The organism is Micromonospora sp. DT41, from assembly GCF_049841715.1.
GTDB lineage: Bacteria > Actinomycetota > Actinomycetes > Mycobacteriales > Micromonosporaceae > Micromonospora > Micromonospora profundi.
The window spans coordinates 792,653-818,188 of record NZ_JBNCKU010000001.1 but is presented as its reverse complement, the minus strand read 5'-3'; the positions used below and the strand labels follow the sequence as shown (position 1 = coordinate 818,188).

29 protein-coding genes are annotated in these 25,536 nt (G+C 69.8%); 17 read left to right on the top strand and 12 right to left on the bottom strand.

Annotated features, from left to right (window positions below; translation table 11 throughout):
* Positions 1-86 precede the first annotated feature (86 nt).
* From ACLQ23_RS03840 to ACLQ23_RS03825, 4 genes are all read right to left on the bottom strand, one after another.
* Positions 87-605 (bottom strand): pyridoxamine 5'-phosphate oxidase family protein, encoded by a 519-nt coding sequence (locus tag ACLQ23_RS03840; RefSeq protein WP_425736148.1) that lies wholly within the window; start codon positions 603-605, stop codon positions 87-89.
* A 1,443-nt stretch (positions 606-2,048) separates the two neighbouring features.
* Complete coding sequence (locus ACLQ23_RS03835; protein WP_425880332.1) at positions 2,049-2,927, bottom strand: hypothetical protein; 879 nt, start codon at positions 2,925-2,927, stop codon at positions 2,049-2,051.
* Positions 2,928-3,053: 126 nt separating this feature from the next.
* Entirely contained in the window at positions 3,054-3,530 is a 477-nt protein-coding gene (locus tag ACLQ23_RS03830) for a nitroreductase/quinone reductase family protein (RefSeq protein ID WP_355588153.1), read from the bottom strand.
* Positions 3,527-4,306: a glucose 1-dehydrogenase gene (locus ACLQ23_RS03825; protein ID WP_355588155.1), complete on the bottom strand. Its 780-nt coding sequence runs from the start codon at positions 4,304-4,306 to the stop codon at positions 3,527-3,529. The genes ACLQ23_RS03830 and ACLQ23_RS03825 overlap by 4 nt, the downstream gene beginning before the upstream one ends.
* 144 nt (positions 4,307-4,450) lie before the next feature.
* Here ACLQ23_RS03825 and ACLQ23_RS03820 point away from each other — a divergent pair, with 144 nt between their 5' ends.
* A complete protein-coding gene (locus tag ACLQ23_RS03820; RefSeq protein WP_355588156.1) occupies positions 4,451-5,095 on the top strand; it encodes a TetR/AcrR family transcriptional regulator in 645 nt (214 codons plus the stop codon).
* Between the two features lie 116 nt (positions 5,096-5,211).
* On the opposite strand, the gene ACLQ23_RS03815 is transcribed toward ACLQ23_RS03820, so the two are convergent.
* Entirely contained in the window at positions 5,212-5,706 is a 495-nt protein-coding gene (locus ACLQ23_RS03815; protein WP_355588158.1) for a GNAT family N-acetyltransferase, read from the bottom strand.
* 51 nt (positions 5,707-5,757) lie between these two features.
* Positions 5,758-6,609 carry a helix-turn-helix transcriptional regulator gene (locus tag ACLQ23_RS03810; protein ID WP_355588160.1) on the bottom strand — a complete coding sequence of 284 codons (852 nt, stop codon included), beginning with the start codon at positions 6,607-6,609 and terminating at the stop codon, positions 5,758-5,760.
* 209 nt (positions 6,610-6,818) lie between these two features.
* On the opposite strand from ACLQ23_RS03810, the gene ACLQ23_RS03805 reads away from it, so the two are divergent.
* Positions 6,819-8,057, top strand: coding sequence for a hypothetical protein (locus ACLQ23_RS03805; RefSeq protein WP_425880331.1), 1,239 nt, complete (start codon positions 6,819-6,821; stop codon positions 8,055-8,057).
* 371 nt (positions 8,058-8,428) lie between these two features.
* Here the strand turns inward: ACLQ23_RS03805 and ACLQ23_RS03800 are convergent, their stop codons facing one another.
* On the bottom strand, positions 8,429-9,064 hold the full coding sequence (locus ACLQ23_RS03800; RefSeq protein ID WP_425880346.1) for an SDR family NAD(P)-dependent oxidoreductase: 636 nt from the start codon (positions 9,062-9,064) through the stop codon (positions 8,429-8,431).
* Between the two features lie 101 nt (positions 9,065-9,165).
* Here ACLQ23_RS03800 and ACLQ23_RS03795 point away from each other — a divergent pair, with 101 nt between their 5' ends.
* Both ACLQ23_RS03795 and ACLQ23_RS03790 read left to right on the top strand, forming a co-directional pair.
* Positions 9,166-9,333, top strand: a complete 168-nt coding sequence (locus tag ACLQ23_RS03795) for a hypothetical protein (protein ID WP_355588164.1) — start codon at positions 9,166-9,168, stop codon at positions 9,331-9,333.
* A gap of 1 nt (position 9,334) precedes the next feature.
* Positions 9,335-9,763: an Atu4866 domain-containing protein gene (locus ACLQ23_RS03790; protein ID WP_355588166.1), complete on the top strand. Its 429-nt coding sequence runs from the start codon at positions 9,335-9,337 to the stop codon at positions 9,761-9,763.
* Here the strand turns inward: ACLQ23_RS03790 and ACLQ23_RS03785 are convergent.
* On the bottom strand, positions 9,732-10,541 hold the full coding sequence (locus ACLQ23_RS03785) for a hypothetical protein (RefSeq protein ID WP_425734637.1): 810 nt from the start codon (positions 10,539-10,541) through the stop codon (positions 9,732-9,734). The two genes, ACLQ23_RS03790 and ACLQ23_RS03785, sit on opposite strands and share 32 nt — an antisense overlap.
* A 254-nt stretch (positions 10,542-10,795) precedes the next feature.
* Here ACLQ23_RS03785 and ACLQ23_RS03780 point away from each other — a divergent pair, with 254 nt between their 5' ends.
* The 8 genes from ACLQ23_RS03780 (at position 10,796) to ACLQ23_RS03745 (ending at position 17,712) form a co-directional block, all read left to right on the top strand.
* A complete protein-coding gene (locus tag ACLQ23_RS03780) occupies positions 10,796-10,972 on the top strand; it encodes a hypothetical protein (RefSeq protein ID WP_355588170.1) in 177 nt (58 codons plus the stop codon).
* A 104-nt stretch (positions 10,973-11,076) separates the two neighbouring features.
* A complete protein-coding gene (locus tag ACLQ23_RS03775) occupies positions 11,077-11,592 on the top strand; it encodes a peroxiredoxin family protein (RefSeq protein WP_355588171.1) in 516 nt (171 codons plus the stop codon).
* Positions 11,593-11,755: 163 nt separating this feature from the next.
* Positions 11,756-13,462 (top strand): ABC transporter ATP-binding protein, encoded by a 1,707-nt coding sequence (locus tag ACLQ23_RS03770; protein WP_425880330.1) that lies wholly within the window; start codon positions 11,756-11,758, stop codon positions 13,460-13,462.
* Between the two features lie 3 nt (positions 13,463-13,465).
* Positions 13,466-14,020 carry a MauE/DoxX family redox-associated membrane protein gene (locus ACLQ23_RS03765; protein ID WP_355588175.1) on the top strand — a complete coding sequence of 185 codons (555 nt, stop codon included), beginning with the start codon at positions 13,466-13,468 and terminating at the stop codon, positions 14,018-14,020.
* A complete protein-coding gene (locus tag ACLQ23_RS03760; protein ID WP_355588177.1) occupies positions 14,020-14,556 on the top strand; it encodes a S26 family signal peptidase in 537 nt (178 codons plus the stop codon). The genes ACLQ23_RS03765 and ACLQ23_RS03760 overlap by 1 nt, the downstream gene beginning before the upstream one ends.
* A 38-nt stretch (positions 14,557-14,594) precedes the next feature.
* Positions 14,595-15,740, top strand: coding sequence for a HesA/MoeB/ThiF family protein (locus ACLQ23_RS03755; protein ID WP_425734641.1), 1,146 nt, complete (start codon positions 14,595-14,597; stop codon positions 15,738-15,740).
* Between the two features lie 191 nt (positions 15,741-15,931).
* Complete coding sequence (locus ACLQ23_RS03750) at positions 15,932-17,179, top strand: hypothetical protein (RefSeq protein ID WP_425734642.1); 1,248 nt, start codon at positions 15,932-15,934, stop codon at positions 17,177-17,179.
* A complete protein-coding gene (locus ACLQ23_RS03745; protein ID WP_355588183.1) occupies positions 17,176-17,712 on the top strand; it encodes a DUF3105 domain-containing protein in 537 nt (178 codons plus the stop codon). The genes ACLQ23_RS03750 and ACLQ23_RS03745 overlap by 4 nt, the downstream gene beginning before the upstream one ends.
* Before the next feature lie 98 nt (positions 17,713-17,810).
* Here ACLQ23_RS03745 and ACLQ23_RS03740 read toward each other — a convergent pair whose 3' ends face one another.
* Positions 17,811-18,473, bottom strand: a complete 663-nt coding sequence (locus ACLQ23_RS03740) for a class I SAM-dependent methyltransferase (RefSeq protein WP_425880329.1) — start codon at positions 18,471-18,473, stop codon at positions 17,811-17,813.
* Positions 18,474-18,594: 121 nt separating this feature from the next.
* On the opposite strand from ACLQ23_RS03740, the gene ACLQ23_RS03735 reads away from it, so the two are divergent.
* Entirely contained in the window at positions 18,595-18,993 is a 399-nt protein-coding gene (locus ACLQ23_RS03735) for a VOC family protein (RefSeq protein WP_425734644.1), read from the top strand.
* A 49-nt stretch (positions 18,994-19,042) separates the two neighbouring features.
* Positions 19,043-19,585 (top strand): DUF4240 domain-containing protein, encoded by a 543-nt coding sequence (locus tag ACLQ23_RS03730; protein ID WP_425734645.1) that lies wholly within the window; start codon positions 19,043-19,045, stop codon positions 19,583-19,585.
* Between the two features lie 73 nt (positions 19,586-19,658).
* Here ACLQ23_RS03730 and ACLQ23_RS03725 read toward each other — a convergent pair whose 3' ends face one another.
* Positions 19,659-20,276 (bottom strand): pyridoxamine 5'-phosphate oxidase family protein, encoded by a 618-nt coding sequence (locus tag ACLQ23_RS03725; RefSeq protein WP_425734646.1) that lies wholly within the window; start codon positions 20,274-20,276, stop codon positions 19,659-19,661.
* A 160-nt stretch (positions 20,277-20,436) separates the two neighbouring features.
* Here ACLQ23_RS03725 and ACLQ23_RS03720 point away from each other — a divergent pair, with 160 nt between their 5' ends.
* Genes ACLQ23_RS03720 through ACLQ23_RS03710 form a run of 3 tightly spaced genes read left to right on the top strand, consistent with a single transcriptional unit; the run spans position 20,437 to position 22,597 of the window.
* On the top strand, positions 20,437-20,943 hold the full coding sequence (locus ACLQ23_RS03720; RefSeq protein WP_377664703.1) for a DUF2231 domain-containing protein: 507 nt from the start codon (positions 20,437-20,439) through the stop codon (positions 20,941-20,943).
* On the top strand, positions 20,940-21,488 hold the full coding sequence (locus ACLQ23_RS03715; protein ID WP_355588195.1) for an Hsp20/alpha crystallin family protein: 549 nt from the start codon (positions 20,940-20,942) through the stop codon (positions 21,486-21,488). Before ACLQ23_RS03720 ends, ACLQ23_RS03715 begins: the two co-directional genes overlap by 4 nt.
* Positions 21,489-21,496: 8 nt before the next feature.
* Positions 21,497-22,597, top strand: a complete 1,101-nt coding sequence (locus ACLQ23_RS03710) for a glycosyltransferase family 9 protein (RefSeq protein ID WP_425734647.1) — start codon at positions 21,497-21,499, stop codon at positions 22,595-22,597.
* On the opposite strand, the gene ACLQ23_RS03705 is transcribed toward ACLQ23_RS03710, so the two are convergent.
* Both ACLQ23_RS03705 and rfaE2 read right to left on the bottom strand, forming a co-directional pair.
* The gene (locus ACLQ23_RS03705; protein WP_355588199.1) at positions 22,598-23,476 is read right to left on the bottom strand and encodes a glycosyltransferase family 2 protein; all 879 of its coding nucleotides are present in this window, start codon (positions 23,474-23,476) and stop codon (positions 22,598-22,600) included.
* Positions 23,473-25,488: a D-glycero-beta-D-manno-heptose 1-phosphate adenylyltransferase gene (gene rfaE2 / locus ACLQ23_RS03700; RefSeq protein ID WP_425880328.1), complete on the bottom strand. Its 2,016-nt coding sequence runs from the start codon at positions 25,486-25,488 to the stop codon at positions 23,473-23,475. The genes ACLQ23_RS03705 and rfaE2 overlap by 4 nt, the downstream gene beginning before the upstream one ends.
* Positions 25,489-25,536: the final 48 nt, after the last annotated feature.

Sequence of the window (25,536 nt, the reverse complement as noted above, 5' to 3'; positions counted from 1 at the left end):
GCCCCGACGCCGCCCAGCCGACAGGCCCCACGGCGTGTCATCCAACACCGTGAACGTTCGTGGTCAGAGCACTAGCTAGCCTGGGGTCACTTGGCGATGAGCTTGTCGACGTCTGGGGCGTAGACGGTCATCCAGTGCGGGTGTAGCCGGTAGTAGACCACGTCGTTGTCCCAGTCGAAGGCGTCGTCGCCGTAGAAGTCCTTGAAGTAGTTGAGCAGGTCTGGCCAGTCCGCGGCAGCCTCACTGTCCTGAGGGTTGAGGATCTCGACCGTACCGTGCGTGAAAACGCCCAAGTCCTCGCCACGCATGTGCGCGACGCTGGCGGCCGGCCGGGCGACGAGGTGGCGGGCCTTGGCGGCGCTGGGCGCCGTCCCGAAATGCCACTTGCCGTGTAGGAAATGCCCGTCCACGCCGCTGATCCGCGGCTCGCCCTTCGCCGTCACGGTGGAAAGGGCAAGGGTGCACATGCCGGTGAGTACCTGGGTGAGCTGCTCCGCGGTCAGGGTGCGCTCAGTGATGATTGAGCGAAGATGCGAGGTGGAGCGGGACAGAGAGGAGTCCAGGAGGCTCTGGAGCTCTTTGAGATCTTCCGACGTTTCGCGCATCGAGGTCCTTATCTATTCGTAAGGCCGGTTCACGTCCACCACCGACGCCGACCGGTGAACCATGTTCGATCAAAAACCTGACACCTTGTGTCGTACTTCTTTGCTCAGCAGTGATTAATCACGCGGGGCGTCTCAATGCGCCCGCCGCAGCGGCGGGCGCGCCCGAGTCAGCCGGGGGAAGAGTCGGCTGAGCGCTGGGAAGAGGCCTTGGGCCACTTCGAGGCCAAGCGTGCACAGCTCCTGGCGGCGCTCACCGTCAGCCGTCGTCGTAAGCGGGTAATTAAAGATCATCGGGCGCAGATCCGGCACAACCGTGAAGACGCATGCGAAAGGTTGGGAGACACCGAGGACCCCAAGCCAGGCCAGAAGGCCGGGCCGGTCCACTTTGGGTGTATCTGCCATGGTCTCGCGGCTTAGAGATTCAAGCGCCTCAGCTTCACCTGAGTCCGTGTCCGATCCGTGCCCGATCCGTGCCCGATACAACGGTCAACATCGGCCAGCGGCGGTGCGTCGCAGCGCAGGGCCGGGTCGCCCGAGCATCCACGACCAGCCGGCACCAGGACCGGGGGCCGCGACTCAACCTGATTCCCAAGCTGAGGTTAGGCGCCTGAGCATCCCCCGGTAGCTCAGAGGACGATCTGCACGGCGGCCTCCACGTTGGCGACCGCGCCGAGGTGCGTGCACTCGGGCGTGTTCGGCTACGTGACGAAGTCGTCTGCGCGGGGGTCGGCATCCCACCCGAGCCGAGCCAGTTGCCGAAGGACTGCTCGCGCACGAGGCGTCCAGAAGAGCAGAACGTGATCACGTTCTGCGGTCCCGAAGGACACTGCGAGTGCAATGGCCCAATGCCCGCCCAAGACCGGTCCGTATGGCAGGGCGGTTACCTCAGCGTGTTGCAGCACGTCGGAGCCGGCGCGCGACGAGAAAGTCAACTTGCTGTCCTCGACCCAGAGGCATACCGACGGCCAGCGCATCCGCTTGACGACACGTGGTGAATCGCCGCGGGTGAAGTCACGGCGATCGACATAGGTTAATCCACCGCGTGCCAACAAGGTCCTGGGAGCCATTGCGGGATGATATGCGTGGAGTCCGAGAGCTCGGCGCCCGTCGGCATGCGTTGAGCTTTCTGAATCAAGGCAGCCCGCCAGCAAGCCGCGCCGGCCGCGCTCGGCCTGCTGGCGGCGCAAGCGCCGGCATTGGCCGGCGCGCCGGCCAATGAAAGGCATGCCTCCGGCGGGGGCTGGACGACTCCGGGATGAGGTTGCCGAACGGTTCCGGTTCGTGGGTAGTGGGATGCCATCCCGCCAGCCACCGACCCAGGCAGAGCCGAGCAGGCCAGGGCCAGGGTGACAAGGTCGTTCGGTAGGGCGCTCCACCTTGTCACCCTGGGAGATCTTGTGAGATTCCCAAGCTGACAGTTCGGAGCCAGATGCGGGATCGCGGCTAGGTCCGATCGGTGTCGCGGGAAGCGGTAAGGGAGCCGACCGCGAGCAGCGCGGGCCCGGCGAGCGCCACGGCGGTTCGCACCGCTGCCGACACATCCAACGAGCTTGCCGCCGATACGTCCGTCGGGCCGGCCACCGACACGGCGATGGCGGCATCGGCCACGACGTCGTCACTGCCGTTCGAGAACTTCCACCAGGTCAACCAGGTGCTGCTGAGGTCTTCGAAGGCGACGGCAGTCGACACCGCGACCAGCAGCGCCCCGAGCGGCACGAGCGCAGCCCGGTCAACGCGCGCACCTGACAGAGCCACCACCCCCGTCGCCATCAGGGCCGCCAGCAAGGCCGCCCATCCCGCCCCGAGCAGGCCGCGCAGCGGGGCTCCGTCGACCCGGGACCAGACGTTCGCACCGACCACGGCGAGCTGCAGCACGGCGACGATTCCGGCGAACTCCGTGGACATTGGTTGCTGTCGAACTGGCAGGGCAATCACCGCCACCGCGAGGCAGAGCACCCCGAGTAGCAGCCCGACGGCGCTGAACCGCTCATGATCGATCATCTGCCGCCACTGATCCAGCATGGTCGGCGGGTTCTCGACCGGTCCCATGGACGCGCCACTACCGTCCAGCGGCGCGTAGAAGGGGGTCATCCAGAGGACATCACCCGGCTGCCTCGGGAGCCACCAGAGCTCCACGGCCATGAACACCGCGAATAGCCCGATGCCGGCAACCAGCGCCAGCCGTACGCGCGGCACTGCCGGGCCGGCGAGCAGCACGTACCCGACCAGCGCGGCCGATGAGGCGAGACCAAACTGCATTGCCGGCCTCCCGGCGGAGACCAGCTCCGCGAGCACCGACAGTGCGGCGGCCGCGGCGGACACCATCAGCAGGACACGCGAGGGGCGCACGGCCAGTGATCATTCCACGGACGGGGCCACAGCGGGTGACGCTCGCAGTCGCCCCTTACGCATAACCCGCCGCCAAGCGTGGGTCGACGCCGCAGGCGATCACGGCCGATGGCGGAAGCTGATGCGCATCAGCCGGCTGTCGGCCCAGTCTTCGAGCCGGGTCGGCCTGATCGTTCCGGGGTCGTGGGGTTGATTGAGGTCCGCGACGATCTCCGCCAGCACGGCCTGACGTTCCGCTGGGTTGGTGACAGGCGTGGCCCGTGCGGGCAGATCGGCGCGGATCCCGTTCTTGAGGTGGACGGTGAAGTTGGGGTTGGCGAGAAGGTTCGCATGCCAGTCGGTAGCGGCGCCGCCGGCGCCGCTGCACAGGTAGGTGGCGCCTGCAGCCCGGTAGAAGAAGATCTCGATGCGGCGTGCGCGGCCGGTGCGGCGCCCGAGCGTCGTGATGTCGATGATCCGTTCGCTGGTGCCGGCGGCGGGGGTGATCTCGATGGCGCGTCGGATGTGATCGGGCAGGTGGGACAGAGACGCGTCCTCTGTGGTGTCGTTCGACCCGGTCGTGTCTGGGGTGCTCATGCGGTCGCGGCCTGAAGGGCGGGGCCGAGGAGGAGTCCACCGTCGATGACGTACTCCGAGCCGGTGATGAACGAGGCGTCCGATGAGGTGAGGAACAGGAGGAGACAGCTGACGTCGGTGGGCTCTCCGAGCCGGGGGATGGCGAACGGCTCGGGCGAGTAGAAGTCGGCGATTGCCGTGGCTGCGCCGGCTGCCGGTTCGTGGATGAAGGGGGTGGCGATCACGCCGGGGTGGATGGTGTTCACCCGGATGTGGTCGCGGCCGAGTTCGAGTGCTGCCGTCTGGGTGAGGCCTCGTACGGCCCACTTGCTGGCGACGTACGGCGCGTAGTGGGCCGTGCCGCCCAGGCCCATTGTCGAGGCGATGTTGACGATTGCTCCCCCTGCCGCGCGGCGCAGAGCGGGGGCTGCGGCCTTGATGCCGAGGAAAGTCCCGGTGAGGTTGATGGTGAGGATGCGCGACCACGTGGCCTGCTCCGTGTCTTCGATCGTTGCCGGCGGGTTTTGCACGCCCGCGTTGTTGACGAGCACGTTCAGGGCGCCGAAGGCGCTCTCGGCGGCCAGCACAGCGGCGGACCACGAGCTCTCGTCGGTGACGTCAAGGCGGACGAAGCGGGCGCGGGTCCCGAGCTCGTCGGCGAGAGCGGCGCCGCGTTCGGCGTCGATGTCGCCGATCACCACGTTCGCTCCCTCCGCGTGGAAGGCGCGCACGTGGCTTGAGCCCTGGCCGCCGGTCCCACCGGTCACGAGCACTGTCTGGTTGTCGAAGCGAGGCATCAGACGTTCCTTCGGTACGTGGGTGACTGACCGAGGGTCATCAGTGATGAACGGCGGTCAGTGGTGAGTCGGTCGACTCGCCATTCACCGATGCTAGGTCGGGGGGAGTGGTGAGTCAAGCCACTCACCTCGTATGCTCGGCCCATGAGCAGGGTCGTGACGACGTATCACCAGCGCGTCGCCCAGGAGAAGCGCGAGCTGATCGTGGCGGCCGCGACCGCACTGTTTCTCGAGTTGGGCTACGACCGGACGTCGCTGGCGCGGATCGCCGAGCGCTCGGGCGTCTCGCGGGCCACGTTGTTCAAGCAGTTTCCGAGCAAAGCCGCCCTGTTCGACGCCATCGTGACCGCGTCCTGGTCGACCGCCGGCGAGGAGGATCCTCCGCCAGCGGGCAACGTCGTCGACGGGCTGAGCATCATCGGTCGCCGGTACGCCGAGCTGCTGGGCCGTGCCCAGATGACCGACCTGTTCAGGATCGTCATCGCCGAGCTGCCGCGGTTTCCTGAGCTGGCCCATGCGCAGTTCTCGCAGGGAAAGATGCCTTACTTCGAGTCCGTACGCAGCTATCTCCAGGCTGAGCACGAGGCGGGAACGGTGCGGGTCGAGGATGTGGAACTCGCCGCCACCCAGTTCCTGGGCATGATCTCCAACTACGTCTTCTGGCCGACACTCCTGGTGCCGGGCTGGGAGGTGAGTGCCGAACGCGTCGCTCAGGTAGTCGACGAGGCCGTCCGCACCACCGCCGCCCGGTACGCCACGACGGGACCAGCAGCGTCCACGAACGACTGAGTCCCGCCGGCACCACAAAAGTCAGCCGGCTCGGTACGGAAGCCCAGGTCATCGGCCTGGGCTTCCGCCCGTCTCCCACATGGAGCGCCTCTGCCGCCGACGAACGGAGGCTGGCGCTAAGCGGCGAGGCGCTTGACCATGATGTGCTCCTGACGGATGCCGTCGGGCATGTGGCTGCCGAGTTCGCCGGCGTCGTGGAAGCCGGTTCGCTGGTAGAGCGCCCAGGCATGCTTGTTGTCCTGCACCACGCCCAGCCGTAGCGTCCCTGCGCCGACCTGCCGGGCCCACTGCTCGACCGCATGTACGAGGTGGTCGCCGACGCCCCGGCCACGGCCCACCGGTGCCACGTACATCGAGATCAGCTCGACGACGCCGTCCTGATCGGTCGGCACTCCGCTGGCCATTCCGACGGGCTGCCCGTCGAGCATCGCCACCACGTTGTACGAACCGGGGATGGCCAGCCGGCCGCGCCAGCGGTCCTCGCGGTCGTTGTCGCCCTGCCAGTCCGCAAGTTGGGCGCCGAAGGCGTACGGTGCATCGGTCAGCGCGGCGAGCCGCAGTTCCCGCCAGGTCTTCCAGTCGTCCTCGGTCAGCACAAGGGTTTTGATCATTGTGGAAGGCTGCCCGAGGTCCGGGAACCCAGGCAATGCGTTTTCGGTGGCCTAGCGCCGTACCGGTGCTGGGGTGGGAAGTTCGGCGGCCACCGTTCCCAGCAGCGCCAATGCCTGCGCCGACCGGCTGCCTGCCTCGGCCTGGTAGACGATCAGTTGCTGGCCCGTCGATCCGTCGACGGTGAGGGAGTCGTAGGTGAGGGTCAACTCGCCGACGTCGTGATGGTGGAACACCTTGGCCTCGTGGGTCTTTCCCCGTACGTCGTGACGTGCCCACAGTTGGCGGAATTCGGGGCTCTTCAGGGACAGCTCCCCGACGAGGTCGGTGAGTCGGGCGTCGTTAAGCAGGTCGCCGGCGGCGGCGCGCAGCGCACCGAGGCTGGACTGCGCGACCTGCTTCCAGTGGGGGTAGAAGGAGCGGGCTGCCGGGCTGAGGAAGACGAACCGGACGAGGTTGGGCTCGTCTTCCTCGAACGCCTTGGCGAACAGGGCGCGCCCCAACCGGTTGCCGGCCAGCATGTCCATTCTGCGGTCGATGATCAGTGCGGGGGTGTGCAGCCAGCCGTCCATCAGGCGCAGCAGGCTCGGCCGGACGGTCTCGCGGCGCCCCCTGCGGACGGGAGCGCGGCTGGTCCTGGTCAGCAGGTGCAGGTGTGCCGTCTCCTCGGGGTCGAGTCCGAGGGCGCGGGCCAGGGCGTCCAGCACCTGGTCGGACGGGTGCTGTTCCCGCCCCTGCTCCAGACGGGTGTAGTAGTCGGTGCTGACCCCGGACAGTTGGGCGACTTCCTCCCGCCGCAGACCCGGCGTCCGGCGTCGGCCCGAGGAGACGATGCTGACCTCCTCGGGGCTTGTCATTTCACGCCGGGCGCGCAGGAAGTCGCCGAGTGGATTGGTGCCGTCCATGCCCCAAAGATAGCCACGGACGGCCGGTCGCCAGGGCGGTCTGCGGGGGTGTGACGCACCCTGGCTGACGGCCGCCGGGGGCCGGAAGTGGACATGGAGTCCCCGAAGTAGGGCGGCCCGGTCAGCCACCGACGATTCGGTTGGTCGTCGGCGTGATTGCCGCTTTGTGGAGACAGCGGGCGCTCGCTCGTCGATGACAGGATGTGTCGATGCGCGTTCTCTTCGACGGCAAGGCTCCGGTCGACTACGGGCAGATCTACGTGACGAGTCGTGAACTGCCGGACATGCACGAGGCGTTCGCCGGGCAGGCGAACGGCCTCTGCGGGGCCGGCCAACCGGGCGCGCTGTTCCTGATGACCGGTACGCACTCCGGGCGGGTCCGGTTCACCGTCGAGTTGCACGACGTTGAGCCGCCGGCGGCAGCGGAGGAGTGGGAGGAGGTGGTGGAGGTGTCGTTTCTGCCGAGGGCGGCGGTGGCCGACCTGGTCCCGTGGGGTGAAGGCTCACTTGGCCGGCTGCCGTTGGCCTCCGAAGGGCAGGAGACCACCCGGCAGCCGGCCTACCGCGTGCGGTACTGCGCCACGGGCATGGACGAAGGGCGCGACCCGTTCGGCGGGCTCGACCCGGACGAGCGTGACGAGGGCGGCCACACCTACCTGGATCGACGGCCGGACCGCTACCTGCTGTGCTTGTGGCCGGAGGGCACAACGGGCGGCGGCCCGGGTGACGGCGTGACGCGCACCGACGCGATCCTCCGCCAGACCAGCGGCGCCGCCGCCTACTGGCACGCCTGGGCGTGCGCGTTGCCGCCCCCGCCGACCCTGTGGGAGCAGGTCGAGGCGGAGAAGCTCAAGCGGCTGGAGCGGGAACGTCGCGAGCAGGAGTACCGCATGCGAGATGAGTTGCGGCGCTGGGGCGGGCGCCCGCCGAGTGAGCGGCTCCGGCGGGTTCGCGGCAACATCTTTGGCATCGTCCTGCTGGACCGGGACCTTGTCGACGGGGTGGCTGGAGTTGACGCCGTCACGCAGCGGCAGATCGCGATCTGGGCGGCGCGGCGAGCTTTCACCGTCGCCGGCATTGCCGACCTCGACTGGCTGACGCCGGCGTGGACGGCGCTGGATCGGGGCCTGCCGCTACCCGCCGAATTCGCTGACCCGACAGCGCTGCGGACGCGCATCCTGGGCACGTCGGCCGTCAGGTTCGTTCTGCTGTCGCTGCGCCCGGCAGGTCGGAGCCCGGCTGACCCGCTCCGCACAGCTCTCGACGCCCCGGTGGACCCAGTCGCGATGGCACTGCCGGCGCTTCCGGCCGCTGTCGAGTCGGATCCGTTGCAGGCTGCGTTGGAGGCGCTCTGGGCGGCAGTCAACACCTACGCAGCTGGGCGGGCTGAGTTCCTGGCGGAAGTGCGCCGGGCCTTTCCGACAGTCGCCTCGGCTGACCCACACTGACCCCATCAGCCTCGTGTTCCGGCCATTACAGGCCGCGAATCTGCCGCCGACCGCGCACGCCACCGCTCGGACCAGTCGCCTTGTCCCGTTGGCTGCCCGAGCCGGCGCGGCCAACAGCGCACCTGTCAGGCGTAGCAATTGCGGCGGCTCATGTTGAATGGCGACATGAGAGCCAAGGCCGGCGGCTCGCAGACGCCGAAGGGCGGCTGGTGCACCGAATAGTCGACGCACCAGCCGCCCTTGTCGTGCCGAGAGCAAGGCCGTAATGGACAACAAGATCCCGGCACGCAGCATCCGTAGCGGACGCATCGTCGCTTCAGTGCTCTACACCTGCAGGCCGGCTCGCTGAGAGGTGAGGGGGAAGGGCAGCGTCAGGCGTCGACGGGGTGCACCGTGAGCAGGTCGGCGAGGCCCAGCCGGGTGAGGAAATCGTGCCGAACCCGGTCGGCGACCTCCGATACCTCAGCGGAACCGTCGTCGGCCGGGTCGACGGTGACCCGGTACGGGCGCTTCCCGGCGGGCAGTGCGACGATGCGGGCGATCTCGTCGGAGACCAGGTACGCCTCGGCGTCCTCGGGGAACAGCGCGGCGAGCTTTTCGCCCACCTGATCGACCAGCCCGGCGTACTGGGTGTCGTACTCCGCGATGACAGCGCTGTCAGACGGGCGACCCGAGTGTGCGAAGTGGTTGGTGCCGCGGGTGAACGCGCCAGGAACGACGATTGAGGTCTCCACTCCCCAGCGGGCCAGCTCGGCGGCGTAGCTGACAGCGAGAGAGTCCATCGCGGCCTTGGCCGCGAAGTACGGGGCCAGGTAGGGCGGGGTGCCACCCTTGACGCTGGTGCTGGACACCCAGAGAACCAGGCCCTGCCGCGCCTTGCGCATGCTGGGCAGGGCGGCGCGGTTGACCCGCTGCGTCGACAGCACGTTCACGTCGTACAGCTCCGCGAGCTGCTCGGGCGTGAAGGCCTCGGTGGGCCCCGTGACCATGTGACCGGCGTTGTGGATGAGGACGTCGATTCGCTCGTGCGCACCGAGGATCTGGTTGATCGCGTGCTGACCCGAGCCTGCGGGTCACCACTATCACGCCCGGCGTCGTCGAGTCCGAGTTGGCCGAGACGATCAGCGATCCGGTCGCCCGCGAGGCGATGAGGGAGTACCGCAAGAACTCGATCTCGCCGGATGCCATCGCGCGGGCCATCTCGTTCGCTGTCGATCAGCCTGCGGACGTCGACGTCAACGAAATCATCATCCGTCCGACCCGGCAGCGAGGCTGACATGTCCAGCGTTGAGCAGCGCAGGGTGTCCGGGGCGGTTGCCAGCATCGTCGCGACGGCGGCGCTCACCGCCTGCGCGACTGAGACATCGTCAATGCCAGGGCCCACCGAGGGGCGGCCTCCGACCACCGAGACCACCGCCACCCACAGGTACGTCGGGATGTGGGTGACCGCCGACAACCACATCCGGCAGGAGTTGTTGGCCAACGGCCGCTACGACGAGGCACGTGGCCAGCGGGACAGCGCCTACACCGGCCGGTACGAGGTGACCGGCGACCACATCGACTATTGGGATGACACCGGCTCCACCGCCGATGGCCGCTTCGAAGGTGACGTCCTGCACCACGGCGGCTACGTGTTCTACCGCGAGGGCAGCGCGGCCCATCGGCAAGCCGTTGTCACAGGTGGGCCCGCAAGGTCTTCCTTCTGAGCCCGGGGCGGCGACGGCAGGTGATGCCGGTCCCCACCTCGTCCGGGGTCGACGTCTCGTTCCGTCGCTTTGCGAGCACAACAGCGCCCACCAGCAGGAGCACGAGGCAGAGCGGCACCAGCAGAGGAGCGAGCGACTGCCAGATCGGCCACACCGGCTCGGCGAGCCCGTCCGCGAGGTCCGCCCAGGTGAGGGTGAGACCCGGGAGCAGGCCGACGGTCACGAGCGTGCCGACAAGCACGGGTACGGGTGAACGTCGCCGCATCACCAGCCAGAACAGTGCCGCGCCTGCGGCGGCGCCGAGGAGGGTGCCAGCGACTGTGGCGGCGAGGTATCTGTCCGGTGCGGACGGTGCGATGGTCAGCTTCGATCCGTACTCGTGGTGGGTGAGCGTGGCCGTCAGGCCCTCCCGCTCGGCTCGCCAGCCGTCACACGGTGCGTCGGGTATCCGGCGGCTGCCCTGCCACTCCCGGGTCGCCGCGTTGCGTAGCAGCTGGTCGGAGAGCTGGCAGTCGGGACGGTCGCCGTACTGGAACTCTGAGTAAGTGGATCCGAAATCGTCGGTCGCCAGGATGACGCCGTACCGGTAGCCGCGCGCGAACATCGAGGCGGGGGGCTCGGCTTCCGGGAGCAGTTCGGCCGCGATGGTCTGCGCCTGGTCGTCGCTGAGGGGCGTGGCGCCGCGTCCCCCGTACCACGAGCCGGCGCTGAGACCGACGGTTCCCAGCAGCACCGCGCCGAGCAGTAGCAACGCGATTCGCCGTAGTCGAGCACCCACCGGTCAACCTCCTGCGAAGGTGCGGCACGCAGTACCAGTCGTCGTGGGGCGAACAGTAGTCACATCGCACCACCTCGCGTGGCCCCTGCGACGAGCGCGGGCGCGAGTGAGCTGCCGGTGGCGGAAGCCCTCTGGCATACGGATGGAAAAACCTTGGCAAGACCGCGCTGCCAGTCTGGGTTGGCAGAAAGCGGCTGCGGTCCCCAATCGGGATCCGTTGCGCCGCTTTTTCACAACCAATCGGGGAGGTGAACATGATTCGAATGATCGAGAACATCGGATACCGGGCGCTGTCGCGCTTCGTGCCGTCCGCCTCGGCTGCCGCCTGGGACTGCAAGTGTGAGGCCTACTCGCGGTGGGCGTACAAGAACGGGTACTGCGTCTGCGGCGGCGACTGCCGGGACTTCACGTGCATCGGAGGCCCGAAGTAATCACCGGCCGGTGGTGGGCCGTGCGCCCACCACCGGCTTGTGCCCAGCGCTCATCCTGATCGGAAGCAATAATGCTGACTACGTTACTAATCACGGTCTTGATATTGAGTGTCATCTCCCTCTTCAACCTTGTTCTCGGGATGGGCATCATCCGGCGCCTGCGGGAGCACACCGAAATTCTGTCGGGCTCCGGGAGTAAGGAGGGCCTGACGCAGCCGGAACACCGCATCGACGACATCGCTGTGGCAACCCTCGGCGGCGGAACGTTCGCCCGGGACACCCTGGCCGGCTCCACGCTTGTGGCGTTCTTCATGCCAGGGTGCGCGGGCTGCAAGATCGCCCTTCCGGAATTCATCAGTGAGGTCGGCCAGGGCCGGTACGCCGGACACCGGGTCATCGGAGTGGTCAACGGCTCCGGCGAGGAGGCGGACGCGTTGCGCGACCAGCTCGCCGCACTCGTGGACACAGTGGTTCCGACGGCCACCCGAGACGTCATCAAGGCGTTCGACAGCTCGGTGTACCCGGCCTTCTACGTGGTCGACGAGACCGGGACGATCCGACAGAGCAGTACGAAACTGGCGGAGATCGACCTTCCTGTTCCGGCCGTGGCCGGGAACTGATCTGCGACACGGAAGTCGAGCGACGGTGATGGAAGCGACGTCGGGCAGCTGGATTTCGCCCAACCTGCGGCGCATCGGCCCGGTCCTGTCCCTGGCGTGGAGGGCCGGGCCCGCGCTCCTCGGTGCACAGTCCGCTACTGCCCTTCTGCAGGCCGTTCTTCCGGTGACGATCGCCTGGCTGACGAAGGCGGTTGTCGACGGCGTGGGAGGTCGGGACGCGGGTCTCGCGGCGGGGGCGACAGCCGGTCTCGTCGTCGCTGGCCTGATGATGGGAGTCGCCTCCCATCTTCAGTCCTTCCTCGACAAGCTGGGCGGCTACCGGTCCAGCCTGTACGCGCAGGACGTTCTCTACCAGGCCGTCAACCGCTTCTCCGGCCTGGCCCGGTTCGAGAGTCCGGAACTCCAGGACCGGCTGCGGTACGCGCAGGCCACGGCCGGCCAGACGGCGAGCAGGGCGGTGTCCGGGATCCTCGCGATCGCCGGCGGTGTCCTGACGACCACCGCGTTGCTCTACTCGGTGGGCGTCATCAGTCCGGTGACGGCGGCGTTCCTGGCCCTGTCGGCAGCGCCGGCCGCGGCTGCGGAATTCATGCTGGCCCGTCGCCGGGCGGCCCTGCTGTGGGACCTGGGTCCGCTGGAGCGGCGGGAGATCTTCTTCGCCGGCCTGATCACGAGTATCGGCGCCGCGAAGGAGGTGCGGCTCTACGGGATCGGTGACTATCTGAAGAGCCGCGTACGTCGCGAGCGTCTACAGATCAACGCGCTCCACGGCACCCAGGACCGCCGGGAGTTGCTGACGCTGACCGGCCTCGGCGTGCTCGGCGCCGTCGGCACCGGCGGGGGGTTCGCGTGGATCGTGATGTCCGCCATCAACGGCGTCGCCACCATCGGTGACGTGGCGTTGTACATTGCGGCGGTGGGCGCGGCCCAGGCCGCCGTCATAGCGCTCTCCGGAAGCCTCGCGCGGACGTACGAGGACCTGCTGACCTTCGAGCACTTCCAGTCGGTCGTCACCGCCGAGCCGGACCTGCCGCACGCGGTGCAACCTCGTTCGGTCACGACGCTCCGTGAGGGGATCGAGCTGCGGGACGTCTGGTTCCGCTACTCACCGTCTCATCCGTGGATCCTGCGCGGGGTCAACCTGTGGATCCCAGCGGGCGCTTCGGTGGCTCTGGTCGGCAGGAACGGCACTGGAAAGAGCACCCTCGTGAAGCTGCTGTGCCGGTTCTACGACCCGAGCCGGGGGCAGATCCTGTGGGACGGGGTCGACCTGCGGGAACTGGACCTGGCCGCACTGCGCGGCGCGATAAGCGCCGTGTTCCAGGACGCCATGCACTACGACCTCACCGCGCGGGAGAACATCGGCCTCGGCGACATCGACCAGATGGACGACCTGTCCGCCATTCGAGGCGCCGCGCGACTGTCCGGGATGGACGACGCGATCAGCGCCCTTCCCCGCAGCTACGACACGCTGCTGACCCGGCTCTTCAAGAGCGCGGCGGAGGCGGACGACGCCGCCACCGGCGTGATCCTCTCCGGTGGCCAGTGGCAACGGCTGGCGCTGGCCAGGGCTTTCCTGCGCGGACGGCGGCACTTGTTGATCCTCGACGAGCCGAGCACCGGCCTCGACGCGGTCAGCGAGGCGGACATCCAGGAACGCGTACGAGGCGTGTGGCAGGGGGTGGCGACGGTGGTGATCTCGCACCGGTTGTCGACGGCCAAGGCGGCGGATGTCGTCGCCGTACTCGATGAGGGTCAGATTGCCGAGGCCGGCACGCACGCCGACCTGATGGCCCGATCCGGAATCTACGCGGGAATGTTCGAACTCCAGGCCAGGGGTTATCAGGAAACCGATGCGGTGGTGGGCTGAAGAATGGAACTTGTTTACCTGGAATTCGGCTGTCGCCTCACTATCGGCCTGGTATTCCTGATCTCTTCGGCCGGCAAGGTCGGTTCTCCGGCGCGGTTCGCCGACTTCCGGTCTGAGCTCGCCGCAATGCGTGTGGTTCCGGCGGTTCTGACCCGGGCCGCAGCAGCGTCTGTGTGCGTTGTCGAAATTGCAGTGGTCGGCCTCTTGGTCAGTGGCTTCACCGCAGTTGTCGGGTTCGTCGTCGGGTCGGCTCTGCTCGCGGTGTTCAGCGCGGCGATCCTCCGCACCGTACGGTCCGGGGTCGGTGCCCGTTGCCATTGCTTCGGTTTCCGCTCCGGCCGTCTCGGAATACGGCACCTGTACCGCAACGGCTTCCTGATGGCGGTCTGTGCCGCCGGAGTCCTGGCGGCCGCCGCCGGGCCGGATCGGACGCCGGCGTGGGTCGACCTGCTGCCCGTGACGCTGCTGGCGCTGGTGGCTGTGGCACTTCTTGTCTTCATGGACGACCTCGTGGACCTGCGGCGAGTGGACGCGACCCCCGGCCGGGGGCGGTTCTGATGGCAGCGGTAGCGGGGCTGATCAGCGCGCTGGCGCTGCTGAGCGGCGCAGCGGTGTGGGTCGCACGCCGTCAGCTCGTGATGATCACCGTCACCGGCGGCAGCATGCATCCGAGCTTGAACGACGGAGACGCGATCCTGGTTCGGAAGATGCCGTTGCGCGCGATCCGCGCGGACATGATCGTCGTCTTCGCGCATCCGAAAAGGCACGAGGAGGCGTCGGCGAACGCAGGCGGTGCTGCCACCGACCTGGCCACGACGTGGCTGATCAAGAGGGTCGTCGCGGTACCCGGCGAGCCGGTCCCACCGGAGTTGGGGTGGAACGACCAGACGGTGCCCGCCGGCTGCCTCGTGGTGTACGGCGACAACCGCCGCTCCAGCCACGACTCGCGTCACTTCGGATACGTGCGTCGAGCCGACGTACGGGGGGTCGCTGTGAACAAACACCTGCCCGAGCGGGGGCGCCACCGGCTGGTCGAGACCAGCCCGGGCGAAGGCCCGTGGCAGAGGACGTACCGCCACGGCGGGATGGCGTAGTGGCCGGCGAGTCGAGTGCAACAGGAGAGGGCCAGCGCATGTTGCCGCAGTTGAAGGGCGTCGTGTGGGAACGCTCCGGAGCGGACGTCCAGATCGTCTACGACTTCCGCGACTCGTTCATCGTCACCGATCACGATGGCAGTGTGGAGGCACTGCTCGACCTGCTACGGGAGGGCGGGCGTACTCCCGAGATGTTGGCCCGTGACCTGTCCGGCCGCTGTGGGCGCGACGTGCCGGTCGACGACGTGCTGGCGGCGATCGAGACGTTCGACGGGTACGGCCTGCTCGAGAACGGGGCGCGGCTGGGGCGGCTGGGGGACAGCGCCAGCGGCCGGTACTACTCGAACCTCGCGTTCTTCGAGTCGTTCGCCACCCTGGCTCGGAGCAGGGAGGACTTCCAGGAGCGGCTGGCCCGCTCCCATGTGCTGGTGCTGGGCACTGGCGGCCTCAACTCGAACACCATCCCGCACCTGTGCGGCCTGGGCGTCGGTCGCCTCACCGTCACCGACCGGGACGTGGTCGAGCCGCGCAACTTCGCCCGGCAGTACCTGTACCGGTGGGACGACGTCGGGAAGAGCAAGGTGGAGCGGGCTGCCGCCTGGGTGCGGGCGTTCGATCCCACTATCGACGTGCGCTCGGTCGAGGTGAGCATCGACGGAGTGGCGGACCTGCTCCGGCTGATCGACGAGACGAACCCGGACGTCGTCCTGTCCGGTGTGGACACCCCGGACGGGATCGACGACTGGGTGAACACCGCCTGCGTCCTGCGGGGCACGCCGTACGTGCGAGCCGGGATCTGGGTCACCCAGGGCATCGTCTGGTCGGTCGACCCCGGCAACAGCGCATGCCGTGCCTGCGCGCGGACGATGGCGGACCGGAGCCGCGACGCGGCCAGCGGTGACGCCGCTGTCGCCTTCACCGCCGTCGACCTCTTCCGCACCAAACCGCGGAGCAATCGCGGGATCGGCCCGGTGGCCGGGCTGCTCGGTTCGCTGTCCGCGTTCGAGGTGCTCCGTTACCTCACCAGGTTCGAGCCACCCGCGTACGCCGGAAACCCGCTGGAGATCGACTTTGCGGCCGGTTGTGCGATGCGAACGACTGCCTGGCAGCGCCAGGACGACTGTGAGTGCGCGAGCCCACAAACCAACAGTTCCCCACGCACGAAGGCGTACGTGAGGAGCTGACCGCGCCCGAACGACGGTGGAGAGGAGGCGAAATGAAGATCGAGATTCGACGTATCGAGAGTGTTCGGGTCACAGTGGTTTTCCCCGGCCCGACCGACAGCTGATCCAGATCCGCTGTTCTGCAACAGGATGAGGACGGCCCGGGAAGCCACTGCGACCCGGGCCTTCTGCTGCGAGGCGAGGAGATCGCGATGGACGGATCGCCGGTGTTGGCGGTCGGCGTGCCGGCAGCCGTACGGCTGCTCGTGGTCGCTCAGGAGGGCGACGATTTCATCCTCGGCCGGCACGACCTCGGCGTGTACGTCGCGGTGCCCGAGCCGGGAGCGGTGTTCGTCCGCGCGTTGCAGGCGGGTGGCTCGATCGCGGCGGCAACCGACCGGGCCAGCACGGCGGCCGGCACTGTGGTGGACGGCGGCGAGTTCCTCGACGGCCTCGCCGCCGCGGGCCTCCTCGACGATGTCAGCGACGACGGCGACACGGAGGCGTCCGCCTCGACCGGCCGGCCCCGGGGCACGGTCCGCTGGATCGAGGGCGTCAGCCCTCGGGTGGCCCGGGTGTTCTTCGGGTGGCCTGCCTGGCTGCTGTACGCGGGAGCCGCCGCCGCTTCCGTGACCATGCTGGTGATCGAGCCGGCGCTGCGCCCCTCCTACGAGCACGTCTGGTGGCTCGCTGACCCCGTGCTGGCGGTGCTCCTCTACCTGCCGATCGGGTTCGCACTGGCCGCCCTGCACGAGATCTGGCATTGGCTCGCCGGTCGCGCGGTGGGCATACCTGCGACCTTCCGTATCAGCCGACGCGGCATCTACCTCGTCTTCGAGACCGACCTCAGTCAGCTCCTCACCGTCAGCCGGCGGGCGCGTTACGGACCCTTCCTCGCGGGCATGGCGTTCGACGTGACGGCGCTGGCGCTCGCGCTGACCCTGCGGTACGCCCACGTCGTCGGCGTGGCCACAATGCCCGCCGCACTGGACCGGCTGCTGCGGGTGGTCGTCCTCTATCTGATCTTCAGCGTCGTTTGGCAGTGGGCGGGGGTGTTCCTGCGCAGTGACGGGTACGCCGTCCTGGCCAACGCGCTGAAGTGCCACAACCTGTACCGCGCCACTGTGCTGACCACCAAGTGGCGGCTCTGGCGCCTGACCGACGACGAGCGGGTCGAGCTGGACGCGATCGGACCGCGCGATCGGGCCGTCGCGCGTTGGTTCGGCCTCGTGTACCTGGCCGGAATCGTGGTGATGTGGTGGATGGTGGTGACCTTCGCCGTGCCGTTCGCGATAGCGATGGGTGCCTGGGTGATGGCGAACCTCAGCGCGTTCTCGCCCGCCTCGGTCGCGTTCTGGGAGTCGTCGGTAGTGCTTGTCTACCTGGTCTTCGGCCTGATCGCGCCGGTCGTGATCGCCTTGCGCGAGCGCCGGCTTCGACGGATGGGAGCGCTGCTGTGAGTCTGCACCCGCACCGCTGGTGGTGGCGGACGGCGGTGATGTTCGCGACCGGGGCGCTGACGGCCACCCTGTTCACGGGCGGGACGTCGCCCGGATCGGGAGCCCGGTCGGCGGCCGACCCGCGACCGTGCCCGGCCGGCGAGACCGTACCTGTGCTGGAGAGCCCGCACATATCGCAGGCGGAAGCCGTTTCGGTGCGGTACTCGTCGCAACCTCCGACCTCCGGCCCGCACTTCCCGTTCAGCCTGGCGCCGGGCGCTTACGACAGGCCCATCCCGGACGGGCTGACACTGCACGCGCTGGAGCAGGGTCACGTCGCCCTGCTGTACGCGGCGGACACCCCGGCCGAGGTCGTCGCGGACATGCGCCGGCTCGTCCACGCCAACCCGAGGAGCCTGCTGCTCGCGCCGCATCCGGCCGTCCAGAGCGGTGTGGTCCTGACCGCCTGGGGTTGCCTGCAACGGCAGCCGAAGTACGACGCGGCGGCGGCAGCGGACTTTGTCGGCGAGTCCGTCCGGCGAGAACAGAGGTAGCGCGGGTAGCCCTTCCTCCGGCGCTGCAGCGGCCAGGGTCGATATGGGCGCGCTGCGGGTGCAACCTCCCGGGCTGGGCGCCATGGACCCCGACGCCCTCAGGGTTGAGGTGGCCGTCCGGGTTGGCGGCGCGCGAACACGATGCCACCGAGCCGGCTTTCCGGCGAGACGACTGTCGTCTGCGCCTCGACCGTGAAGCCGGCGTCGTGCAGCCAGGCCGCCACCTGGGCCGGCTGGCGGCGGTGCACGTAAACGTTCATCGGGTGGCCGCCGTACCCCTGCGTCTTGAGGGTGGTCTCGTCGCCCACGTGGAAGCCGAGCAGCAGCGGGCAGCCGGGACGCAGCACCCGCCGGAAGTGCGCCAGGACCGCGCCGATCTGGTCGTCGGGGATGTGGATCAGCGAGTACCAGGCCAGCAGGCCGGCGACCGAGCCCTCGGCCAGCGGGAGGTCGGTCATGGAGCCCACCTCGAACCGCAGGCCGGGGTGGTCTCGCCGGGCCACGTCGATCATCCCGGGTGAGAGGTCGATGCCGAAGGCGTCCATGCCCAGCTCGTGCAGGTGGGCGGTGATGCGCCCTGACCCGCAGCCGACATCGGCGACCGGCCCGCCACCGGCGGCCCTGACGAGGTCGGCGAACAGGGCGAAGGCTGCCCGTTCGTAGGGCGCTTCGGCCAGGAGGCCGCGCAGCAGGTGCGCGTAACTGTCGGCGACGGTGTCGTAGGAGGTGCGGGTGTCCGCCAGCCAGCCGTTCTCGTCCATGGGGGCCACGCTAGGGCCCGTGGCGCGGCGATGTCCGATCGCGGCCGTGTCGATGAGTCCGGGTCCTCGACGACGTCCATCCTGGAGAGAACGTCCGCCCGACACCTTTGGAGCTGATTCCATGACGTACGCCCCCGTGACCGTCAGCCTGCCCGTCGCCGACCGGGCGACCGCCCACCGCTTCTACTCCGAAGGCCTCGGCCTGGACGCGGTGGGGGAGTTGGCCGACGACGGCTTTCCGGAGCCGTTGCAGTTCGTGGTCAACGACGGGTTGCGGCTGATGCTCGTCCCGACCGGCGGCTTCGGCTGGGTGATCGGCCCGCACGCGGTCGCCGCGCGGGGTCAGAGTGAGTGCGTGCTCAGTCTCGGCGTCGCCTCTCCCGCTGACGCGGACGCGATCGTCGAGCGGGCGCGCGCCGCCGGTGCCGAGGTGGTCACCGAGCCGGCAGCGCAACCCTGGGGGTACGCGGGGACCTTCGCCGACCCGGACGGTCACCTGTGGATGGTGTCCGCCGGGTAGCCGGTCAGACCCGGGCGGGACTGTCGGTGGTGCCGGATACGGTCCGGTCGTGATCGTGACCACGGATGCCACCGGCATATTGCCCACCGCAGCCGACGAGGCCCGATTGTGGGCGCTCATCGAGTCGGCGTGGGCCGGACTCGACGCGGAGGCGCTGGCGCTGCGCCGAGCCATCGCCGAGCGTGATCCCGACAGCGACGATGACGTGCGGATCTACGCCCTCGACGACTGGCTGGCCCCGTTCCTCGTCCGCCTCGGTGCCCTCAGCGGCGAGTTGTCCGCGCGGGAGTTGACCGACCTCGACCGGGTGGTGGAGCGCAAGCTGTACGACATCGACCGGGAGGACATCCACGAGGTGACCGGCGGCTCGGACGACGGCTTCCTCTACTGCCGGGGCTTCATCGTCGCCCTCGGCCGGGCCTACTACGAGGCCGTCCGCGCCAACCCTGCTCTCGCTCTGGAAGACGCCGACTGCGAGGACATGTGCTATTTCTTCGCCCACCTGCACAACGACCGGTTCGGCGGTTGGCCGCAGACCGGCTCCGGCATCTCTCGGGAGTCGTTCGGCAACCCCGCCGGCTGGTCGACCTGACGGCACGACGGCAGTCGGCGGCAACGCGCGGAGGGCTGCCGGGGCAGCGCGGGTGCCACCCCGGGCGCCCGCGTCAGGAGTAGATCGTCTTGGTGTACTCCGGGCCGTAGTGTCGTTCCAGCTCTTCCAGGCTCTCCACGGGCGCCTCGACCTCCTTGATGAGGCGCGCCCGGGGCGGCAACACGTCGGGCTGCCAGGTCTCCGGCTGCCACAGCGACGACCGCAGGAACGCCTTCGCGCAGTGGTAGAAGATCTGCTCGATCTCCACCACCACGGCGAGCACCGGCCGATGCCCCTTGACCACCATGTCGTCGAACCACTCCGCGTCCCGCACCAGCCGGGCCCGACCGTTGATCCGCAACGTGTCGGTCCGGCCGGGGATCATGAAGAGCAGCCCGACGTGCGGGTTGTCCAGGATGTTGCGGTAGCCGTCCGCGCGCTTGTTGCCCGGCCGTTCCGGCAGCGCGATGGTCGTGTCGTCAAGCACCAGGGCGAAGCCGGCCGGGTCACCCTTGGGCGAGACGTCGCAGGTGCCGTCCGCGCCGGCGGTGGCCACCAGGCAGAACGGCGAGGCGGCGAGCCACTGCCGGTCCCGCTCGTGCAGCCGGGCACGATCCTTGTTGGCGGCCCGTGGGTGCGGCTCCCCGAGCAGTTCGCGTAACTCCTCGTGCGACGTGATGTCCACCGTCACGTGTTCCTCCCCCAGCCGTTGACATGGGTGGCGGGGCCACCCTCGCCAGCCTAAGGCGTGACCAGCGCGAGGTTTGTCCCCCACCGTCCGGGGTACGGCCTCGACCGACGCGCCCGCCGCACATACCGTCCGCAGCAAGCCGACCAGTGGAGGCCGGGAGATGGAGAGCCGACTGAAGGTGCTGGGTCACCCAGTCCATCCGATGCTGGTCATGTTCCCGGTCGCGCTGTTTGTCACAGCGGTGCTGTTCGACGTCATCGACGCGGTCGGCGGGCCGGACTTCCTCGGCGAGGTCGCGTACTGGAACATCACCGTCGGCCTGATCGGCGGCCTGCTCGCCGCGGCGGCCGGCTCGTTCGACCTGTTGGCGATCCCGACCGGCACCCGCGCGAAGCGGGTGGGTCTGCTGCACGCCGGCGCCAACGTCGCGGTGGTCCTGCTCTTCGCGGCCGTGTGGGCGGTCCGGCTCAACGCGGACTCCCGGGCGGCCGGTGGCGCGCTGATCGCCATCGAGGTGGTCGCTGTGGCGATCCTCGGGGTCAGCGCCTGGCTCGGCGGCGAACTGGTCGACAGGCTCGGCGTGGGCGTCGACCGCGACGCGAATCTGGACGCGCCCAGCTCACTGCGGCCCGCCACGGCCAGCCGGCGGACCGGAGAGGGGCGATGAGCGAGCAGCAGCCCGGCGGCTTCAGCAGGGGATGGCGGAGCCGGCAGCAGGGCTGGGACCCGATGGGTGAGCTGCAGTCGCTGCGCTCCGAGCTGAGCCGGCTGGTCGGCGGGCGGGCCGGAGCGTCCGACGTCGAGCTGACCGAGACGTCCGACGGCTGGGAGGTCGTCGTCCGGCTGCCCGGCGTGGCACCCGAGGAGGTGGCCGTCGAGCTCGACGACCGGGAGTTGTGCGTGCGCGCCCGCTCCGAGGCGGAGGTCAACGCCGACCAGGGCATCCCCGGCGGTTTCGAGACTCGCGGATTCGAGTACCGCGTCGACCTGCCGTCCCGCGTCGACCCCGACGGCATCGACGCGGTGATGGACCACGGGCTGCTGCGGGTCCGTCTGCCCCGGGCGGCACGGGCCACGCCGCGCACCATCACCGTCGGCCGCACCGGGCCGCGCTCCACCATCCAGTCCGGTGGTACGCCGATGCCGGCCGATCCCGCAGCGGACCGGGAGTTGCACCACCCGGACACCGTCGGCGAGATCGACCGGCCGTAGCAACCGGCGTGGTCACCCCGTCCCTGCTCGGCCCGACGGCCGGGCTCGTCCCCGACGTGCGGCGGATCGCGGTGCTGCGGGCCAACGCGCTCGGCGACTTCATCTTCGCCCTGCCGGCGCTTGACGCGCTGCGCGCCGCGTACCCCTCGGCGGAGATCGTGCTGCTCGGAGCGCCGTGGCACGCGAAGCTCTGGCGTGACCGGCCCGGCCCTGTCGACCGGGTGCTCGTGGTGCCGCCCGCGCCCGGCATACGCTCCCCGGAGCCCGACGAACCAGAGCCGTCGATTGACGACTTCCTGGCGGCGGCCACCGGCTTCGACCTGGCGGTGCAGATCCACGGGGGTGGCGCCAATTCCAACCCCTTGCTGAGCCGCCTCGGAGCCCGGGTCACCGTCGGGCTGCGCGCCGAGGACGCACCGCCGCTGGACCGGTGGATCCGCTACGTCTACTACCAGCACGAGGTGATCCGCTACCTGGAGGTGGTGGCACTGGTCGGTGCCCCCGCCACCACTGTCGTGCCGACGCTCGCCGTCACCGACGCCGACCGGGCCGAGGCGGGCCGGGTGCTCGGCCCGGCGGACCGCCCTCGCGTGGCGCTGCACCCGGGCGCCACCGACACCCGCCGCCGCTGGCCCACCGAACGCTTCGCCGAGGTGGCCCGCGAGCTGCACGGCGACGGCTACGAGGTGCTTGTCACCGGTACGCCGTCCGAGCGGGAGGTGGTGGACCGGGTGGTCGCAGCGGCGGGCGTACCGGTCCGGCCGCAGGTCGGCACGCTCAGCCTCGGTGGGCTGGCCGGCTGCTACGCAGGATGCGCGCTTGTCGTCTCCAACGACACCGGCCCGCTGCACCTGGCCGCCGCGGTGGGCGCTCCCACGGTGGGCATCTTCTGGGTCGGCAATCTGATCAACACAGCGAACCCGCTGCGCGGCCGGCACCGGCCGATCTGTTCCTGGATGGTGCACTGCCCGGTCTGCGGCGTGGACTGCACGCCCGGCATCTACCCGCACCGGCCCGGCGACGGCGAGTGCCCGCACCGGGACTCGTTCGTCACCGACGTGCCGGTGGCCGAGGCGCTGGAAGCCGCCCGCGAGCTGCTCACCCCGTAGTCAGGCCGGCTGCGGGGCGTCCTCGTCGGCGAGCACGACCTCCCACGCCTCCACGTCCCGCTCGGTGACAGTGGTGGGGGACTCCAGGTGGTACGCGCCGCTCGGCAGAACGCCCGCCCCGCCGTACCGGGCCAGCACCGCGAGCTGGGCCGCCACGTCCTCGCCCTGGTGTTTCTCCTGTACCCGTCGCCAGAAGTCGAACCCACCCGACGCGACGAGCTTCGCCCGGTCGTAGAGGACGCAGCCGCCGATCCACGACACCTTGTACGCCCGCCACGCGCCAGGCGGCAGCGCCAGCTTGGCGGTGATGTGCAGCAGGTTGGCCGCCGAGTGGATTCGCGCCCGGTTCCACTGCGCGGTGCCCGGCCGGATCCGCTCCGGCGTCGGCGGGCCGGCCCACTCCTCGTAGTGCCCGTGCGCGTCCGGCCGCACGTCGTCGGTGTACGACAGCCCGTGCACCCCGTTTCCGACGAACCCGCAGCCCAACTCCTCGATGGCGGTGACCAGCCGGTGCAGCGCCCCCGGTTCCAGCCACACATCGTCGTCGAGGCTGAGCACGTACCTGGCAGTCGACGCGGCGAGCAGGTACGCACGGTGCTCGGCCAACCCGCGCCGGGGCAGGCGGCGGGTCAGCAGCACCGGGTGACCCCCGTTGCGCAGCGCCCGGACCATTGTGGCCGCGGCCGGGTGCGCGTACGCCGGCTCGCCGTCGGACTGGTCGCTCACCACCACACCGAAACCGGGCACCCCGTTCTGGGCGGCGAGCCCGGACAGTGTGACCGCCAGCTCGGCGGGCCGGTTACGCGTCGGGATCAGCACGTCGACAAGCCGGTCGGTGCGGAACGACGCGGCGGCGCCGAGGTCGAGGGGCCGGTTCACGACGGTCGGGTGCTCGTGCTGCTGCCCGTCGGCGGAGCGCCCGCCGGTTGCGTCCCGGTGCTCAGCGACGCGTCGGGCATGCTGGCCTGGGCGTGGGGCACCGCGTCCGGCTCCCGGTCCGTGGCCTGCGGCGACAGGTCCTGGCTGTGTGACCGGATCCGCTCGATGATCGCCGACGTGGACCGGTCCGGCACGTACCCAAGGGTGCGGACCTGGCCACCGAGCCGGCGTACCAGTGGCGCCTCCGGCACCAGCTCCGGCGGATAGTCGCCACCCTTGACGTACACGTCCGGCCGGACGGCCTCGATCAGCGCGGCGGGCGAGTCCTCCTCGAACACCACCACGTGATCCACGCAGGACAGCGCGGCGAGCAGGGCACCCCTGTCCTCGACCGAATTGACCGGCCGGTCCGGACCCTTCAGGCGACGTACGCTGCCGTCGGAGTTGACAGCCACGATGAGCAGGTCGCCGAGGGCGCGGGCCTGCTCCAGGTAGCGCACGTGCCCCCGGTGCAGCACGTCGAAGCAGCCGTTCGTGAACACCACCGACCGTCCCGCCTCGCGATGCTCGGCCACTATCGCGTCGAGTTCGTCGGTGCCGACAAGCGCCGGGTGCCCACTGGTCTGCGGCCGCATGTCGAGGGCGGCGAGCAGGTCGTCGCGCAGGCACACACACGTACCGGTGTCGGACACGGTGATGGTGGCCGCGAGCTGGGCGAGTTGGGCGGCGGTGGGCAGCGGCGCGTCGGCGGCCAGGGCCAGCGTCATCGCCGCCAGGTACGCGTCTCCTGCGCCCACGGCGTGGCTCGCCGGGACCGGGGTGCTGTGGCTGCGCCGCCGCTCGCCGTCGGCGCCGCCGACCACAGCGCCCTCGGTGTCAAGGGTCACCGCGACCACGTCCGCGCCGGTGTGCGCGTGCAACTCGGCCAGGCGCGACTCGGCAAGCACCGCCCGGTCCACGCCCGCCCCGGCCTCGGTGTTCACTGTGACACCGGTGCCGGTGACGCTGAGCCCGTCGCCGGTGAGCGCCACCCGCCCCTCGCTCGCTGTGGGTTCACCCACCGGCCCGGGGCGGTCGGCGCTGATCCCCGCCGCTCGGCCGGGGGCATCGCCTCGGACCAGGCCCGGTGCGGTGCCGTCGGAGTGGGCGGCGCTTTCCGCGTGAGCGGGGCTCTCGGTGTGGGCGGCTCCGTCCGTGTGGGCTGCGCTGTCGGTGTGGGTTCGGCCCGGGGCCGCGCCGACGGTCAGCTCGGACGGACCATCGGTCGGGTCGCTGTCGGGGTGTTCCAGGTGCAGGTCAGTGCCTCCCGTCGGACGGGACGCGCCGCCGGCACGAGCCAGCAGCCTCGTCGCCTCCGCGAAGCTGGGAGTGACGACTGTCGGTGCGAGGCCCCGCCAGTCGGCGAGGTCGTGAGCGTCCAGCGCGACAGTGGCGTACCGCTCCCGCTGTGCGACAAGCCACGCGCGGACCGGCGCGGGCAGGGCACCGAGACCGTAGTCGCAGACCACAAGGGTCGGCGCCTCCCCGCCGGCTGCTGCCCGCAGCTCCTCGGTGGCACAGTCCAGCGCAGTGAGCAGCCGGGACACTCCGTCCGGGTCCAGCGCGTCGTCCGGGTCGCCGGAGTCCTCCCGGAGCAGGATCTGGTTACCCGCCAGCATCCGCCGCTTCACAGGTGTGGGGCGGCCGGGCTGGCTTACTGTACGGTCCCAGACGCCGGCGCGGTCAAGACAGTCGTGCAGTTCGTCGCCTGCCACGTCGGCGCCGACGGGGGCCACAAGCACCGCCCGTCCGCCGAGGGTGGCGACGTTCACCGCGGTGTTCGCGGCCCCGCCCGCCGCGGAGATCCGCCGTCGCAGGGTGAGGACCGGTGCGGGCGCCTCCCGGCAGAGCCGATCGGAGTCGGCGAACCGCCACTCGTCAAGCATGGCGTCGCCGACGATCAGGACCGGGCGCCCGAGCCAGCTCTCCACGACGGTGGCGAGCCGGCGCTGTTCCGCTGCTGCTCCTGCCATGCCTCCCCGGGTCCCCAACGCCCTCCGGGCCAAACCTGGCCGGCGAGG